At 51.7% G+C, this 16,616-nt stretch carries 11 protein-coding genes and 1 pseudogene; 4 read left to right on the forward strand and 8 right to left on the reverse strand.

Going from position 1 to position 16,616, the window contains the following annotated elements; translation table 11 throughout:
- The first annotated feature begins 65 nt into the window (after positions 1–65).
- Positions 66–977 carry a helix-turn-helix transcriptional regulator gene (locus tag MKX42_RS26205; protein ID WP_340755777.1) on the forward strand — a complete coding sequence of 304 codons (912 nt, stop codon included), beginning with the start codon at positions 66–68 and terminating at the stop codon, positions 975–977.
- Between the two features lie 110 nt (positions 978–1,087).
- On the opposite strand, the gene MKX42_RS26210 is transcribed toward MKX42_RS26205, so the two are convergent.
- The 3 genes from MKX42_RS26210 to MKX42_RS26220 form a co-directional block, all read right to left on the reverse strand.
- A complete protein-coding gene (locus MKX42_RS26210) occupies positions 1,088–1,603 on the reverse strand; it encodes a SecY-interacting protein Syd (protein ID WP_340757829.1) in 516 nt (171 codons plus the stop codon).
- Positions 1,604–1,632: 29 nt separating this feature from the next.
- Complete coding sequence (locus MKX42_RS26215; RefSeq protein WP_340755779.1) at positions 1,633–5,904, reverse strand: hypothetical protein; 4,272 nt, start codon at positions 5,902–5,904, stop codon at positions 1,633–1,635.
- Between the two features lie 156 nt (positions 5,905–6,060).
- Positions 6,061–8,883, reverse strand: a complete 2,823-nt coding sequence (locus MKX42_RS26220) for a glycoside hydrolase family 3 protein (protein ID WP_340755781.1) — start codon at positions 8,881–8,883, stop codon at positions 6,061–6,063.
- Between the two features lie 273 nt (positions 8,884–9,156).
- On the opposite strand from MKX42_RS26220, the gene MKX42_RS26225 reads away from it, so the two are divergent.
- Positions 9,157–10,365: a sugar efflux transporter gene (locus MKX42_RS26225; RefSeq protein ID WP_340755782.1), complete on the forward strand. Its 1,209-nt coding sequence runs from the start codon at positions 9,157–9,159 to the stop codon at positions 10,363–10,365.
- A gap of 708 nt (positions 10,366–11,073) precedes the next feature.
- On the opposite strand, the gene MKX42_RS26230 is transcribed toward MKX42_RS26225, so the two are convergent.
- The 4 genes and pseudogenes from MKX42_RS26230 to MKX42_RS26245 all read right to left on the reverse strand — a co-directional run bounded on the left by MKX42_RS26230 (position 11,074) and on the right by MKX42_RS26245 (position 13,958).
- Positions 11,074–11,772, reverse strand: a complete 699-nt coding sequence (locus MKX42_RS26230) for an SDR family oxidoreductase (RefSeq protein ID WP_340755783.1) — start codon at positions 11,770–11,772, stop codon at positions 11,074–11,076.
- Positions 11,773–11,808: 36 nt separating this feature from the next.
- A pseudogene (locus tag MKX42_RS26235) lies at positions 11,809–12,312 on the reverse strand (VOC family protein).
- Positions 12,313–12,428: 116 nt separating this feature from the next.
- On the reverse strand, positions 12,429–13,256 hold the full coding sequence (locus tag MKX42_RS26240) for a metallophosphoesterase family protein (protein ID WP_340755784.1): 828 nt from the start codon (positions 13,254–13,256) through the stop codon (positions 12,429–12,431).
- Positions 13,257–13,376: 120 nt separating this feature from the next.
- Positions 13,377–13,958, reverse strand: a complete 582-nt coding sequence (locus tag MKX42_RS26245; RefSeq protein ID WP_340755786.1) for a TetR/AcrR family transcriptional regulator — start codon at positions 13,956–13,958, stop codon at positions 13,377–13,379.
- A 299-nt stretch (positions 13,959–14,257) separates the two neighbouring features.
- Between MKX42_RS26245 and MKX42_RS26250 the strand changes: the two genes are divergently transcribed.
- Positions 14,258–15,688, forward strand: a complete 1,431-nt coding sequence (locus tag MKX42_RS26250) for a DHA2 family efflux MFS transporter permease subunit (protein ID WP_445669392.1) — start codon at positions 14,258–14,260, stop codon at positions 15,686–15,688.
- 161 nt (positions 15,689–15,849) lie between these two features.
- Positions 15,850–16,140, forward strand: coding sequence for a hypothetical protein (locus tag MKX42_RS26255; protein ID WP_340755789.1), 291 nt, complete (start codon positions 15,850–15,852; stop codon positions 16,138–16,140).
- A 44-nt stretch (positions 16,141–16,184) separates the two neighbouring features.
- Here the strand turns inward: MKX42_RS26255 and MKX42_RS26260 are convergent, their stop codons facing one another.
- Entirely contained in the window at positions 16,185–16,526 is a 342-nt protein-coding gene (locus tag MKX42_RS26260; protein ID WP_340755790.1) for a hypothetical protein, read from the reverse strand.
- Positions 16,527–16,616 lie beyond the last annotated feature (90 nt).

Consider the following 16,616-nt stretch of genomic DNA (forward strand, 5'->3'; position numbering starts at 1 on the left):
TATAATATACAGGTGGAAACGGCTTAGACTTCTTTAGTAAAACGGCAACGGTGAGGAGAGAGGCTATGCTTGACAGCGACCTGTTATACGAACAAGGATATAGTATACGTATCAATACTCCGGCTGATCCGCTCTTTTACTATTTTGACTACGATCAGCGCTCTCACGACATCAATATGGAGTTTCAGCACGATCATGACTTTTATGAGATTCATATTCTGCTGGATTCCAGCGCTACTCATATTATTGAAGGTAATGTACATGCCCTGCAGCAATATGATATTGTTCTGCTTGCCCCGTACCGGCTGCATATGACCCAGTATCCCGCAGGCCCGCCGCATAAACGGCTGATTATCAACTTCAATCTGCCCGGGAATATACCCGGATTTGAGACCGCTTACAATGCAATGCTGCAGCCGTTCTCCGAGGAGGTTCCGATCTACCGGTTCACCGGCGGACCGCGCAGTGCCGTGTTTGAGCCGCTTAATGCTATTTTCAACTGTTCCCGCAGCGCTTCACCGCTGAATCCTGTGCTGATTCACAGTCTGTTCCAGCAGTTCCTGTGCAATCTCTCCCAGCAGAGTGACAAGAATGCTTACGTGTTGGAGGAGATCGGCAATGCCATGATGCAAAAAATCTATTCAATCACCGCCCACATTCACAGCCATTACGGCAGCGAGCTGTCCCTGGATTCAATCTCTAAGGAATTCTATATCAGCCCTTATTATTTATCGCACCAGTTCAGAACCGTCACCGGCTTCACCTTGACCGAATATATCCAGATGACCCGTGTCCGCAAAGCCCAGCAGCTCCTGCTCCATACCCGGCACAAGATCTCCGACATCGCCGGACAATGCGGCTTCAACAGCTTCTCCCAGTTCAACCGCATCTTCAATAAGCAGAGCGGCATGTCCCCCTCCGCGTTCCGCAAGGCGCAGGGGTCGTCTGGCGGGGCTTCGACTTTGAGTTCGTATTGATGGATTGAAATGTTAGGAAAATTCAAAAAAGTGTGCCGAACAAAAAAAGGGTTCATTATGTTATCATCTCACCATAATGAACCCTTTTCCCAAAGAGGTCCGCAATGATATTATCTTTTTAGTCGTAAACTAGTAATTAACAGCTCAATACTCTCTGAAATCACTTCAAAAGAATTTCTTTCGAAGTCTTCGAGTTTCACTGAACCATCTTCATTGTCAATCACTACGTTAAGTCCGTTGCCTTCTATCCCTAAAGGAATATTCTCAAGTTTGTTGTCGTGATTATTCTTGTATCCTTTAAGTCTGTTCGTATAAGAATCAATATCTGCTTTTTGTAGTACTGATTCTAGTTTTATATAATGTTCTTTAATAAATCCATCTAAATCGGCAAAATAATATGAATTAAAATATTCTTTGACAGACGGATGAATGCTAATACCTAAATCCTCTTCTAGCGACTTGAAATCGTAAGAGTTCTTTTCGACTGGCTGCCATGAGATATACTCATCCTCGTCCACCTTTCCAATATAAATAAGAGATTCACTCTCTTCATCGAATGGTGTTTTAAATAAAAAGTCCAATCCTTCCTCAGCAACTTTTTTCCTTAATGAAAAATATTGATCCATAGCTTCTTTTATATGCAAATTATCACCCTCTACTTATTTAAGAATTTTTCTAGCAATTCTGCAAATTGGCTATCATTCCCCCAAATTCCTGCCTCTTTTTCGATATTGTGAATACCACCAGACCCTGGATGTAACTTTAATGGGACTGCAACAGCTTGGCCACCGCCTCCAATATGATGGTGAATAAGAGTATCATTATTCAGTTCCTTAATATTAAACTGTGGAAAGTGTTCTCTGAACTGCTTATCATTAATTGGTGAAAACCCTAATTCAATTTTTTGTTTATTGGATTTACTCATACAATCAGGATACCTTTCAATTATCACTTTCCAGTAATATTCTTTATCTCGTAACCATCCTTCTGAATTTGTATCTTTCTTTCCCTTACCTTTATATGGCATCTCCACTATTAATTTTGGGTCAGCTGTATATTTAGCCTCGAGTTTATTTAGATCGGCATTCCGATATGTTCTAATTGGATGGTCAATTTCACCCGTCCCCTCAACTCCACCCTCTTTTTTCTCCAGATACTGTTCAACCTCACTGATCACAGGCGCGACAGTTTCAAGATCTGAAATTGCTAACTTGTCTCGTGGTGTTGCTTCTATCTTGGTATTATGTTCTTTTAATTGCTTGATTCGCTCATGAATTTTAGAATCTTTATTTCCAACTTTAACCTTATCTAAATTCCCTATCCGTGTCTTAAATCCCTCTATAATTTTGGGTACGGTTCGTTTATTCTCACTAGCCATCATCACCACATGCCCGCTGCCGCGTTTCTCGACCCAGAGCTGGTGGCTTTCCTTACCGATTTTGAAGTTGATCAGCAAGCCGGCAATGGCGTTCTTGAGCTTCCCGGCACCCGCAACCGCGAGATTCACACCCGATTTCAAAAGCTTCTTGCCGAAGGCTAACAGGCGGGTATGCACGCCTCCCTTGACAGTGCCGAGGAAGTCGCCGGTGGTTTCTTTTTTGGCAGCGCCCGCTTTTCCACTGGCCTTGGGCTCTTCTTTTTTGCCTGCTGCTCCGTTTAACCCGGACAGATTAGCCAGCAGCTTCGTGCCGTTGCCGAAGACCTGATTGGTCTGCGACTGGGCTACATCCACCAGTCCCGTTGCTCCTTCTGTGGCTTCGTCGATCAATCCGCCTACCTTATCCACAGGTCCCTGAAGCGGCTGAAGCAGGCCTTGGACCGGGCTGGACGCTGCAATTTTGTTAATCAGCTTGTCTGCGAACGGAATATGCTGGCGGATCAGGTCAACCAGTGATTGGCCCGCCACGGCTTCAATCCCTTTGAATACGGCCTTAATCAGTGCTGACGGCGGATTGGTGATGATAAAATTCAGTACCATATCGACGCCTTTGTTAGCCAAGACGGACATAAGCTGGGCCGGTTTTCCGAGCAGCTGCACCTTTGCTTTAATGCCGCCGGCGGCTTCGGTTACCTTCTCACGAATTCCCTTGAATAAGCCTCCAGCCGCTTCCTTCAGCTTGCCTGCCCCCTCACTCAGCGCCTCGGCAGGGTTCTTCAAAACCTCCAGACCCTGAACCATACCGGCATACACCATGCTGAACGGGTTGAACCACGACTTGCCCGAGATGTTGATCACCGGCAGAGCCTTGTTAATCGCGCCTGCTACCTTGCCGACTGTCTTTTGAAGAATTTCGAACACGCCCTGAAGAAGCTGCAGCACCTTCATCAGTCCTTTTTCCTGGCTTCCGCTTTTCGGAGCCTTGCCCCCATCCTTGTCCTTCTCTTTATCATCTCCCTGGCCCGTCTGTAGTGGCTTCAGCTCACCGAACAGCCCCTTGACCAGAAAGCCGCCCAAGCCTGCCGGGTTCAGAAACTGCTTCAGATTCTGCACCTTGAAATTCCGCAGGGTGCCCACCACAGTCATGACCGTGTTCGCCTGGCGCAGCAGCTTAGGGAGGGTAGAGGTCAGCCAAGTAGCAATCTGTACCAGTACACTTCCCCCGCCCGTAGCAAAAGCAGCCGCAACCTCCGCAGCAATCTGCGCAACCTCCAGAGCCTTGCCGAAATTTATTTTAAATTCACCGCTCAAGAACTTCCCAATTCCCGAAAATATGCCGTTAAACAGCGACTGGACACCGGCGAACAGCTTATCCACCGTCTTCCCCATGAAATCCAGCGCGGCACTGACCCCCTTCTTCAGGAGAGCAGCAGCCGTATTCACAGCTTGAACCGCCTTGTTCACCGCACGGTCGATCCAGCCGTTAATCTTCTTGGCAATGCCCGGGAAGCGGGCAAATAGGGTATTGGCAATTCCCTTCAGCACGTTCCCGAAGCCTTTGATCGCACGGACAATCAGCTTTCGTCCAGCTTCAATCAGCCCAACAACCGCTTGCTTGGCTTTATCGAAAATAGCTTTGACTGCCTTCCGCAGCTGGGTGAAGAGGAAGTTCATTCCTTTCTGGATGGCCTCGCCAAGCTGTTTGCCTTTTTGCTTGAGCCACTCCCAGGGATTTTTGGCCTTTTTCCTTTGTTCTCCTTCAGCTTCTCCTTCCTTTTGCTTCTCCTCTGCCTGGGTCTTCGTATTCTTGTACTCCTGCCGGGATTCAGCTTCGGCATCGGACAGCTTGCGCTTGACCTCGCCTTCCTTTTCATCCTTGATGCCCTTGATTTCCCGGTTCTTCTCTGCCGCAGCTGAACCCGCTTCGCGGTCGAATTCCCCGCTGGTAGCCTTGATCTCTTCTTGCCACTGTGTCCGGTATCCTGAGACCTCCGCTTTAGCCGCTGCCTGCTCAGTCTGCTGCTTCCCCGAAGCTTCAGTCTTCAGCCGTTCTATCTCTGCCTTGGTATCGCCCTCTGCAGCTGTGACTCCCGCATCAAACGGCGCCTTTCCTTTGTGGTACTTCGCTTGACTATTCTCCATATAGACCTGAAGTTGAGCCGCCAGCTGCGGGTTGAGGTAGCCAGCTACATCGGGTGGAATTGAACCCGTGAGTTTCAGTTGAAAAGCTGGCGGCGCCACCGCACGGATCGTATGCGCCGAACGGATAATGCTCTTATCCGGCTTAGGCTGAATCCGGTTTTCTCCAAAATCCTGCCGGGTCTGCTCCAGCTCGGACGCCTGTACAGTCTGCACATGCTGCTTGGCCTCTGCCTGAAAGCTCTCTACCTGGGAAGGATCGGCTTCACCAGTGAGGCCCATCTCCGGCGGATTCGCCGCATACCTGCTTGCTTCCTCCATCATTTGCTCCGGATCTGTCTCCTCGTTGGCTTGAGGAAAGCTGTTCATTCCAGCTGACGTATCCCCGCCTTGCTTCCCGCTCTGAAGAGCAGGCAGCGTGGCGGCGGGCAGCGGAGCTGCCGTTGTACGCTTTGAAGCTTCAGCAGCTTGGCCTGGCGCGATGCCGGTTGGAGTCGGAATAGCTGGAAGTGCCTTCTCAGCCTGCTGTCTTTGCTGCCCCAGCGCTTCACCGGAGACCCCTACCGCCTGGTTGTACGCCTGAGTGATTTCAGCCGGCACAACGCTGCTTAGCTGCCCGATTATGCCGCCCGGGTTGCTGCCTTTAATATGAACCACCGGGGCTTTGGCTGTTGCCTTTCTGGCTTGCAGAGGCGAAGCAGAGGTCCGTGAACCTGCTGCTGGAGACTTCTGCCCTGGCGCAGCTGAATTGTCTGCAGACTTTTGCCCCGGCGCAGCTGGCTTGTCTGCCGGCCTACGACCTGCTGCATCTATTCTCGAAGAGGTCTTCCCTTCCGTCTTAGCTTCCGGTTTGCGTTCCGGCTTCGCACTGGAGCTCACTTTCACCGGAGGCCCCAGTCCACCTTCTGACCGGGCATGTATAGCCGCCTCCGCTTTTACAGACTTCTCTGCCTGTACTTTGACTGCGGCAGGCTTGACCTCCGACTTCCCTCCCCTCATGGATTCAGGCTGTGAGGTTTTCCTGGAGACATGGATGCCACGGGGCACTTCCGGGTTTTCTATGATTGGCGGGGACTTGATTTCAGCAGTCTTTTTGGAGTTTACTGCATGTATGTTGTTTTTTACAGCTTTCGCGCGGGTCTGATCAGCCTGCTCAGGCTTGGTTCGCTTGCCTTGGTCCAGCAGCATAAGCGCGCTCCGCAGGCCAATTACACCGCTGAGCAGATTGAACTCTCTGGAGCTTACAGTCTCCGGGGCTGTTCGAAGGCGATGGGCCAGCTGGTTGAGCTCAAGCGGGGTTCGCAGCGGCGGATTCAATGCCGCCTTGTCTGCGATCGGGACTTGCACTGGTCTTCTGTGGGTCACGTTCTGCGGCTCTGCCAGTTTATGCACTGCAATCTTGCTTGGCATAGAAGGTCACTCCCTGATTATTCCGTATACAAGTAATGGTATTTTCAGGGACTGATTCACAGCCAGTTCAACAAAAAAGCTTCCGGACCGCCCAAAGGGCCATCCAGAAGCTATTTTTACATCTATACAAAGGTCCCGCAACGCAAGGCAAGATACCTACACCGTAAACTGAACACGGCTGAGCAGAACCTCCCCCTGCAAGACAAAATACACATCTGTGGTTCCGGTGTCTATATCCGCTATAGCAGACTGGCAGCGCCACTGCTGAATGCCGCCGGACGGAACAGCAAGTGTAGCCGCCAGCGGGCCGGACGGGCTGCCGGTCCGGACTTCAACCACGCCTCCCAAGGCGGAGGATACCAGGATCTCGACACCTGCTGCGCCCTCTGCAAACCGGACATTATGGAACGCGATCCACGCCCCATCCTTCACCGGATGCACCGCAGCGCCGCCAGCCTTACATTCATCGAGGAAGACGCTATCGTAATCATCGTAATTTTCAGCCTTAACCTGCGCATACAGCTCACGCGGCGGAACGGTCTCGCCATGCACCCTGATGGTGGCTGACAGCCGGATATCTCCTGAGGAACGGCCTACCATTACCCGGTATTCCCCATCCTCCACACAGTACTGTTCGCGGCTGACGTCCCAGAAGGAGAGTTCAGCGGCGGGTAAGGTGAATGTGACCGTCTGCTTGTGTCCGGCAGCCAGCCGGATTTTGTCAAACCTCTTCAATTGCTTAAGCGGACGCCTGATCCGGGTAGACAAGCACTGGACATAGAGTTGGACTACCTCGTCACCGTCTACACTCCCGCTGTTCTCAAGCTCTACGTTCAGACTGATAATACCATCCTGTTGTACTTCCTCCGCTGCCAGTGATAGCTTGTTATAATTCACCTGCGCATAGCTCAGACCGTGACCGAACGGATAGAGCGGCTCACCGTCGAAGTACATGTAGGTTCTCTTGCCCCGGATAATATCGTAGTCCATGAATTCAGGCAGCTGGCTGATGCTGCGGTACCAGGTCATATTCAGCTTGCCTGACGGGCTGTAATCGCCGAACAGGACATCGGCTACCGCATGGCCCAGCTCCTGTCCGCTGTGCGAGGTGTACAGCACGGCCGGAATATGCTCGTCGATCCAGGTGGAGGAAATCGGATAGCTGCCGACGATCACTACGACGGTGTTCGGGTTGGCGGCATAGACAGCCTTGACCAGATTCTCCTGCTCTGCGGGCAGTACGATATCCGGCCGGTCAATCTCCTCCTTACCGTTCAAGAGCGGATGGTTACCGACGAATACAACGGCAACCTCAGCGGCCCGGGCCGCTTCAACGGCTGCTTCTACGCCGTTCACTACCAGTTGCTTATGGAAGATCCGTGCTTCGGAAGAGGGCTCCCCTTCCGAAGCGCGGAGGGTTCCGTCTTCGGCACTGATTGCAACCGGCTGATCATTCCAGGTACGCAAGCTGACAGCGTCTTCGCCTTCCTGAATCAGGTTCAGCGATTCCTTCACATACCAGCCATAGATTTCATCCGCAGAAGCAGTCAGTGTACCGGCATCTGTCAGAGTAACATATTGCCCCCGGCTGGCAGATTCAAGGGTATGAGCGGTCCAGCCCCATGCCGTATGGCGGAACATCTCCCCGTGCTCCGGCAGATCATGCAGCACTGCGAGCCGTCCGTCCTCCCCCGTAAACCCCACGGCTTGTCCGCTGGCAGCGGAGGTCAGAATGATCCGGTCATCCCCGCTCTCGAAGGTGACCTGCTTGCCTGCCAGCTTCTTGATGATTCCCTGCAAAGGGGTCACCGCATACGGCAGCGTACCGGAATACCAGTCTCTGAACGCTTCGTCTCCCAACGGGCCGATTACAGCCACCCTGGACAACGTGGCAGCATTCAGCGGAAGGGCTGCGTTGTCATTCTTCAGCAGCACGATGGATTCCTTCGCAGCTTCGAGCGACAGCTCTCCATGCGCTTTGCTGAGAATGGCGGAGTCGTCTATCTTCGTATACGGATTGCCTTCCTCCGGGTCGAACTCACCGAGCCGGAAGCGGACGCGGAAGGTGTTCGCCAGTGCGCGGTCCAGATCTGCCTCGGTCAGCAGCCCTTCGCGGATCGCATCGTGAATAACCTTAATGGTCTCCTCCGTATCTTCGGTCACACTGTCAATGCCATTCTTAATGGATTCCGCCATAGACTGGGCGAAGGACTCATAATACTTATGGTCCTTCACAATGCCGAACAGGTCTCCGGCATCGCTCACAATGAAGCCGTCCATCTCCCATTCGCCCTTCACAATCTCCATCACCGCCGGATGGAGGATAACCGGCACACCGTTCACAGAGTTGTAGGCGGTCATCATGGATTGTGCACCGCCTTCCTTGAAGGCAGGCTTGAAGGCTTCCAGGTAATATTCGCGCATATTGCGCGGGTCAATGCTGGACGAAGCCACGCCCCGGTCAATCTCATTATTGTTCCCGAGGAAATGCTTCAGGGTCGCTACCGCTTTCAGATACACCGGGTGATCGCCTTGAATTCCCTGGACAAGCGCTGTACTCAGCCGGCCTGTCAGCTCAGGGTCTTCCCCGTAGGCCTCCTCTGTCCTTCCCCAGCGCGGGTCCCGTTCCATATCCACTGTCGGTGCCCACAGAGTCAAGCCGTTAATAGTGGGATTCTTGCGGTAAAAGGCTCTGGCCTCATCCCCGATTGCCGAACCGATTCTCTGCAGCAGCGCCGGGTTCCAGGTACAGGCGAGCCCGCTGGGCTGCGGGTACGAGGTGGCCTTGCCCAGCCAGGAAATTCCGTGCGCACCCTCCGTCCCATGCTTATACCCGCCTACACCCAGCCGTTCAATGGCAGCCTGATATTGCGGCATCAGACTGACCTTCTCCGCAAGCGTCAGCCGGGAGAGCAGATCCTGAACACGTTCATCTAATGGCAATTCCGTTTGTCTAAAAGGATATGCAGCAGCGTCCATATGTAATCTCTCCTTCATTCTTCATGATAACGGTTTCATCTCCAGCCAAACCAGCGTCCGCTTTCCTCCGCACAGCCCGGCTGTCCTATCCTCCTCCATCTTAAAAGATCCTTCCTGACAATAATACCTGAACAATTGGCCCAAAAATCAGTTCATTATTAGGGATTCCGTACTGTAAAGACGTTAATCAGATACATCACATACTATTGACGTTATACTATAGATAAATCGAAGTTAAGACTAAACAATGCTGAAAGGAAGTTCACACACTCTATGCTCAAAAGAACCTATGCTCTGCTCCTCATTCCAAGCTATCCTATATTCCTGCTCTGCATGCTGTTCCAGGGAATGGCTATCTCTATCAGCGCTCCGTTCCTGGCGGTCTACTTCACAGAAGAACTCGGCGTAACCGCCGGAACCTTCGGAATATTTACAGCGGTGACGCTGCTTAGCGGAGTAGCCTTAAGCATGTTCATTGCCAAACGCTCCGACGTCGGGCTGAACCGCCGCAGGCTGATGGTGATCTGTATGATGTTCAACGCGGTTGCTTTTGCCGGATACATATTCATTCATGACTTCTACCCGCTGCTGGCCTATATGACAATATTCACCGCAGCCGGCGCCCCGGCGATGCCACAATTATTCGCCAGTGCCAGAGAAGCTGTGAGCGCCAGCAGCTCTCCTGATCATGCCTTGGCTAACTCGGCCCTGCGCTCGATGTTCTCCCTTGGTTTCATCAGCGGTCCGCTGGTAGGAGCCGCCCTCCTGAGCCGCTTCGGATTTCAGGGGATCTTCTCGTCGACCACTCTGATCTTCCTGCTCAATGCTCTTCTGGTGTTCAGCTTCGTACGGCCTTCAGCCGCTAAGCAGCTTCAACAGCGTGTCCGGCAGCCCGCCGGGGTGCAAAGGAATGCCAGGGTACTGGTTCCTTTTCTCATCCTGACCCTGCTCTATACCGGACACTGGGCCAATAATCTGAATATCTCCTTGTTCATTGTCAATACGCTGGGAGGCACTACACAAAATGTAGCTTCGGTGGCCAGTATCTGTGCGTTAATGGAGATTCCGTTCATGCTGGTGCTGGGGCTGCTGTCAGCCAAATACACAAGCAAGGTGCTGCTGGGCTGGGGAATGGCAATGGGAGGAATCTATTATGCGCTGGTGATCGGAGTAGGTGAGCTATGGCAGCTCATCGCCGGACAGGTGCTGCTGGCTTTTTTTGTCGCTGTAATCTCTGCGGTTGGCATCAGCTACATTCAGGATCTGCTGCCGGACCTTCCCGGCTATGCCTCCACGCTGTACACCAATGCTACAACCATCGGCAGACTGGCCGGAAGCCTGGCGGGAGGAGCTGCAGCCCAGTGGTTAGGATACCGCCATTCCTACCTGCTCTGCGTAATTCTGGTAATCTGCTCACTGGGACTGCTGCTCTGGCCCCGCCGCTCTCCGGACGAGAAAATTACCACTCCGCTCGCCTCTTAACTGGTGAAGTGCTGGACATGGTAGTACAGCATCAGATTTAGTAGGGTGGATAAGCTTGCGAAACTCCATCCCAAAATCTAACGAACCGGAGAGACCTTATCCCCGCGAAAATGCCACTTTTTGCAGCTTAACGGACTCAGGCCACCTTATTGCCTCTCTACGAGACGTTTCGGAGCCGAAGTGCTAAGGATAAGGCCTTTGGAGTCCGTTACTCGCCCCAATGGCGAATTTCTTCCCGAATAAGAGCACCTCAGTCCGTTAAGCCGGGCCAAGCGCCCCTGAAGAACAACAACCCCCGCTTGGAAAAGATATAATTTGAAGGGGAATTGCGTCTGCCCCACTATTTAAAACTGATAAGGTACTAGTACAGCATCAGATTTAAACTTGTGATTATGACCTTTATCGGGCCATAACGAGCCAGCGCTCAATCCTGCAGCAGTCATTGAGATGCTGTAGGATTGAGCGCTGGAAAGACAGCAACTGCATTTTGTACAATGGAATGCTGGGAAAAAAGTTTCGAAACAGAGTCTATTGTATTCCGTACATTTGAATGTTGAAAAAAGGTCATTTTTCACCCAAAACACAACATTCCAGTGTAGAAAATACAATAGAATCCCATTTTACGGTCAGCTATGCGTTTTCTATTGCAGTAAATACAATCAGCAACTTGAATTTAAGAGTTAAAGTCGGCAACGAGTGCAGTACTAGCTAGATCTCCATATCCCTACCCGTGTAATCTACGAATCTAAAGTGGCCGGACGGCTCGGCTCTCTGCCCGATCAGGTCCAGAATGCCTTCGGCACTGGTGCGCGGGTGAAGCGGTGCCTTAGCACCGCCCATATCGGTAGGCATCCAGCCGGGATGGACGCTGAGCACATGGATGCCGCGGTCCTTCAGCGTGACATGGAGCTTCTGCGTGAACATATTGAGCGCGGTCTTGGAGATCGTATACGGATAGCTGCCCGGGTAAGCATTGGTGATACTACCTGCCTCTGATGAGATATTGATGATCGAAGCATCCGGGCCGGTCAGCAGCGGCAGGAGGTGCTTGACCACCCGCATTGGCCCGTACAGATTGATATCCATGGCACGCTGCATCTCTTCCATATCAAGCTCTTCAAGCGGGGTGTCCGTGGCATTCAGCACTGCGGCATTATTGATGATGACGCCGAGTGTCCGGGCCTGCTCTGTCAGGCTGGCGGCAAGTGCTGCTATTCCGGCCTCGTCCGTCACATCAAGCGTCACTAGAGTCAGCTTATCCCCGTGTACTGCCGCCAGATCAGCTAAGGCTGCCTGCCCGCGCGTCAGATCCCGTACCCCGGCAATAACAGCATGTCCACGTTCCAGTGCAGCCGCCGCCAGCTCAAGGCCCAGTCCGCGTCCCGCCCCCGTAATCAGAATATTCATTGTATAATTCCTCCCGTCTGAATTCTATTTATATTACTAATCCTTATTATTACTGTTATCGTTGTCATTCTCCAGCAATTCCAGCACTACTTTCAATTCCTTGAACGTATCCAAGTAAGCATACCGTCCGCCGGTATACTCGCCCTTTTGCTGGAGCGGGAATCCCTTGCCTTCGAGCAGCATGATCTTGTCCTTCATGCCTTCGGCCACGAACGCAATATGGTGAACCCTTTCCCCGTGCTCATTCAGGTAATCCCGCCAGGTGCTTGGTTCATGATCCGGTTCAATCAGTTCTAACTGCAAGGAGCCCATGTCAAAATAACCTCACAAAGTGATGTTTTGCCTAGATGATTACTCAGGTACTTTGCGGGGGCCCCATAATATATATGCCAGCTTCGCCCGCGCCCCAGTCCCTCCGCCGCTATACTCCGTCCGGGCAATGTCTGCCGTGTCCGTGATGCTGATCTGAGGCTTGTCCAGTCCGAAAAAGTCTGCATACGCCTGACTCACCTTCTCGATATCGTGAACCAGAATCCCAATTAACCATACCCAACCTGTGAAAGGGCTGTCAAGTTCTCCGTCAGGACGTCTGCCCCAAAATAAAGAGAATGTCTTCACGACACTCTCCCGCCGCTATGCCTCATTCACTTAGCCCCTCAATGTGCAATAAAAGCCTCGACTTTGTAGCCTGACCCGCTGCTGGTTAATGTAGCGTTATAGTATCCCATGTTCCCGCCGGGCTTGCATTTGTAGTCCCCGGAGCAGCCGGTGACGAAGAATTTCGTCTTGGTGTAGCCCGGATAGATGTTATTCAGCTTCCGGTAGAATTTATGACCATGATGTGTGAAGATCGCCAGCACCTTCTCTCTGGCCTTTGCCGGGATGGCTGTGAAGAACTTGGAGGTCTCGGCCGCACTGAGCACATGGCTGGAATCCACCGTAATGCCCTGTACCCGGAGCGGCCAATGGAAATCAATAATATAGAAATACCTGTCATCCAGATTACGCAGCAGATTGAGGCTGGCCGGCGTGAATTGGCCCAGTGCGCAATCCAGCCATACATATCTCACCTTGCCCTGCGTTCCCGGGAAATTCATCTGTCCGGACACCGCCCCCAAGTATTGAGTGAACAACGACCGTGTGCTGGCCTCCCAATTTCCAATAGATGCCTTGTAAGGGATGCTTCCCAGCGTACTGGTAACGGTGTCCTTGAATTCCTTATAGTACGTCCTGGCGTTATTCCCGTGATCCGCCCCCGCCTGGGTGTTATCTCCCCCGAAGATGATAAACCGTTTGTTCCCGCTGCTCACTGCCTTAGGCAAAAGACTCTTAAAGATGCTCAAGCTGTTACCATATCCCACATGACTGTCACCAAACACCGCAAATTCAACTGTCTGCACCTTGATTCTGCGCTTCACTCCGGGTACAGCCTGCCGCTTGGCGCGAAGCACCCGCTTCCGTGCCGGTCTTGCCTGTCTCTTCATCTCGCACCACCCCACCTCATCAAAAATAGCTTCAGAATACATAGTAGTCTCTACTATTTATATGCGGGAGCAATTGGCTGCTCTTGGACCTGTGGAGCCATCCTGATCTGCCTCCGGCAATCACTTCGCCCGTAGCGAAGTAATCTGCTTGGCCAGATATTGCGGCGTATACGGCATATCCTCCCGCAGCCAGGCGATGATGGTACCGATGAGCGCCGCCGAGCCGTACCATACAGCGATATCCTTCTGTATCGTTACTTCCGAAGCGTCATGCGCGGTAACCCTGCTCTCCACCCGTGCAGAAATAATGTCTGCCATCAGTTTAAACAGCCGGTCGGTAAATATCGTGCTCTTCCGCGACGTAAGTACGATTTTGTAGAATTTGGCGTTCTCTGCAATATGCACAAGCAGGTGCTCCAGCATCGGCCACTTCTCTTGCTGTGCGGCTTCCATAAAGTCCGTATCCTCTCTCACCACTTCCAGAACCTCCTCAGCCATATCATCCGCCATTTTCTCCAGCATATCCGGGATATCCCGGTAATGCAGATAGAAGGTCACACGGTTAATTTGGGCCCGCTGCGCAAGGCGGTTGACGGTTATTTTCTCTATGCTCATCTCTTCCATCAGCTCAATCAGAGCCTCTTTAAGGAACTGGCGTGTACGAAGGACACGCGGATCTGTCCGCTCGGCGGGAGTAGTCATTTGTGTTCTCTCCAATCTGCTGCTGCCCAAGAGCAGGCTACAATTTCACTCTAAAGTGTCGTTTTTCAACTACATACACTACACATATCCTCTAAGTGTAAACTAATTTACATTTTCCCGAAAATCGTTGCTTGATTACATGAAATTTTCATTTATAATCTACTTTATACATTGTAAACTATACGACACATTGTAAATTTAGTCCATGATTTGGCGGCTTGAAAGGATGGCGAATAGTGAGTAACAAGACAGCAATCAAAGAAGTCCCGTCCATTCCCAAGGGACCTATTCTTTTCGTAATGATTCTGGGTGCCTTTCTGGCTACACTGAATCAAACCATCATGAGCGTTGCTACACCCGAGTTGATGCATGACTTCAATATTACGGCGGCCACGGCCCAGTGGCTGACTACCGGCTATATGCTGGTTAACGGTGTGCTGATTCCAATTACGGCCTATCTGATGCAGCGCTTCACTACCCGGGAGCTGTTCCAGGCCTCGATGTTTATTTTCTTTGCGGGTACCCTTGTATCGGCGCTCGCTGGAAGCTTCCCGGTGCTGCTTACCGGACGGATGATTCAGGCTGCCGGTGCCGGCATTATTATGCCGCTGCTCACCCAGGTTATTTTGACCCTCTTCCCGCGTGAAAAAAGAGGAGCCGCCATGGGGATGGTCGGGCTCGCCATTATCTTCGCCCCGGCTATCGGCCCTACGCTGGCCGGATATATTATGGAACGTTATTCATGGGAGATGATGTTCTACGGCATGCTTCCGCTCACGGTTATAGTCATCGTATGCGGTTTTATTTATCTGAGAAATGTGGCCGAACGTTCTTTTCCCAAAATCGACATTACCAGCGTGATCCTGTCCACTATCGGATTCGGCACCCTGCTCTACGGCTTCAGCCGGGCAGCCAGCGCTGGCTGGTCCAGTGCAGAGGTGTTATTGTCGCTGGCCGCAGGCGCTATATCGCTTGGATTATTCATATGGAAGCAGCTCACTTCAGAGAGTCCGCTGCTTGATCTGCGGGCCTTCCAGTATAATATGTTCTCCTTGACCACCGTTATCAGTGTGGCAGTTACGATTGTGATGTACGCGGATATGATGCTGCTGCCGCTCTATCTGCAGAATGCCCGCGGCTTCACCGCTATGGAATCCGGCCTGCTGCTGCTGCCCGGCGCAGTGATTATGGGCGCGCTGATGCCGGTCACCGGTAAGCTGTTCGACCGCTTCGGAGCGAAATGGCTCGCCATTATCGGCCTGACGATCACTATTCTGACTACACTCAGCTTCGTGAATCTTACAGACTCGACAAGCTACGGTTATTTGATGCTGATGTCCACCGGCCGCCGGATCGGAATGGCCTTGCTGCTGATGCCTATTCAGACCCTCGGGCTGAATCAGCTGCCCTCCAGGCTGAATTCACATGGTACAGCGATCTCCAATACCGTAAGGCAAGTCGCCGGCGCAGTTGGTACTTCTCTGCTGGTCACCGTGATGACCAGCCGTACCGCCACTCACTTCCAGGAACTCGCAGCCAGCGGCGGAACTGCCGGCGAGACGCATCAGCATATGCTGATGGAGGCTTCCATCCAGGGCATCAACGATTCCTATCTGGTTATTGTGGGCATCGGAATTATCGGGCTCTTACTCTCCTTCTTCATTAAGAAGGTTGGTCAGGCCAAGGAACCGGCCCTGAAGCAGCATACTGTTGTCGCCGGGAAGGTCTAAGGAGAGCGCCTGATGCTTTGCTATTTCAGAGGCTTCATACAGAAGAAGACCCGTGGAGCGTACTCCATGGGTCTTCTTCCGCATCTCGCATATACGTAGCGCTTATAGTACAATGATATCCTGACTGCTTATTATATTAAGAAAAGTAAGAGGTGCCCAAAATGGCTATCAGCTTCACGAAATCAATGCTTAACCGCCTGAACCAGGAAATCACAGAGATGGAAGCCGGTATGACAGAGCTGCAGAAGAAGACCCGCAAGACCAAGCTTAAGATCAACCAGCTGGAAAAAGACTGCAAGCTAAGCTCATCCCCAAGCTCCCTCAGCAGTAAAATGAGCCGCATCACCAAGCTGCAGGCTGAACTCAAAAAAATCTCCCAGCAGCAGTTAGAGCTGTCCAAGGAGATTAACAAAAAGAAAACGCTACGCGCCCAGCTGCCTTCTGCGGAGTAATCCCAGACTGCGGCTCCGGCTATTTCCAAAGCAAGCAGCGGCCGTTATCTTGAGGGGCTTAGCCGGGCGCGCATCCAGATTAACAGGTAAATGACGCATAAGAACATCCAAAAATCATTGGCGAATATACTCTGCCCCAGCGCTAGGGACAGCAGAGCATGATACACGCACGTGAATACCAGCAGTGATACTAACGCTACCGTCATCGTTCTGCCGGATACCTGCTTCGGAATCCTGATTTTGGAAATAAAATAAGCAGCGGCTACCGCTACAGTGATCGATAATACGATTCTCAGATTCTGATTCTCCAGCACATCGTGCAAGGTAATGATTAACGCCAGCATAAAAAAACCCGCAATGACCTGCAACTTGCCTCTGGTCTTCATTTGATCCCTCCTGAACATATTAATTCTATTTCCTTCTATTTTATCCCACAATCTCCCTGTTTGTCTGTGATCTATGGCAATTTATCATGC

The sequence above is a fragment of the Paenibacillus sp. FSL R7-0204 genome, from assembly GCF_038002225.1.
Lineage (GTDB): Bacteria > Bacillota > Bacilli > Paenibacillales > Paenibacillaceae > Paenibacillus_AQ.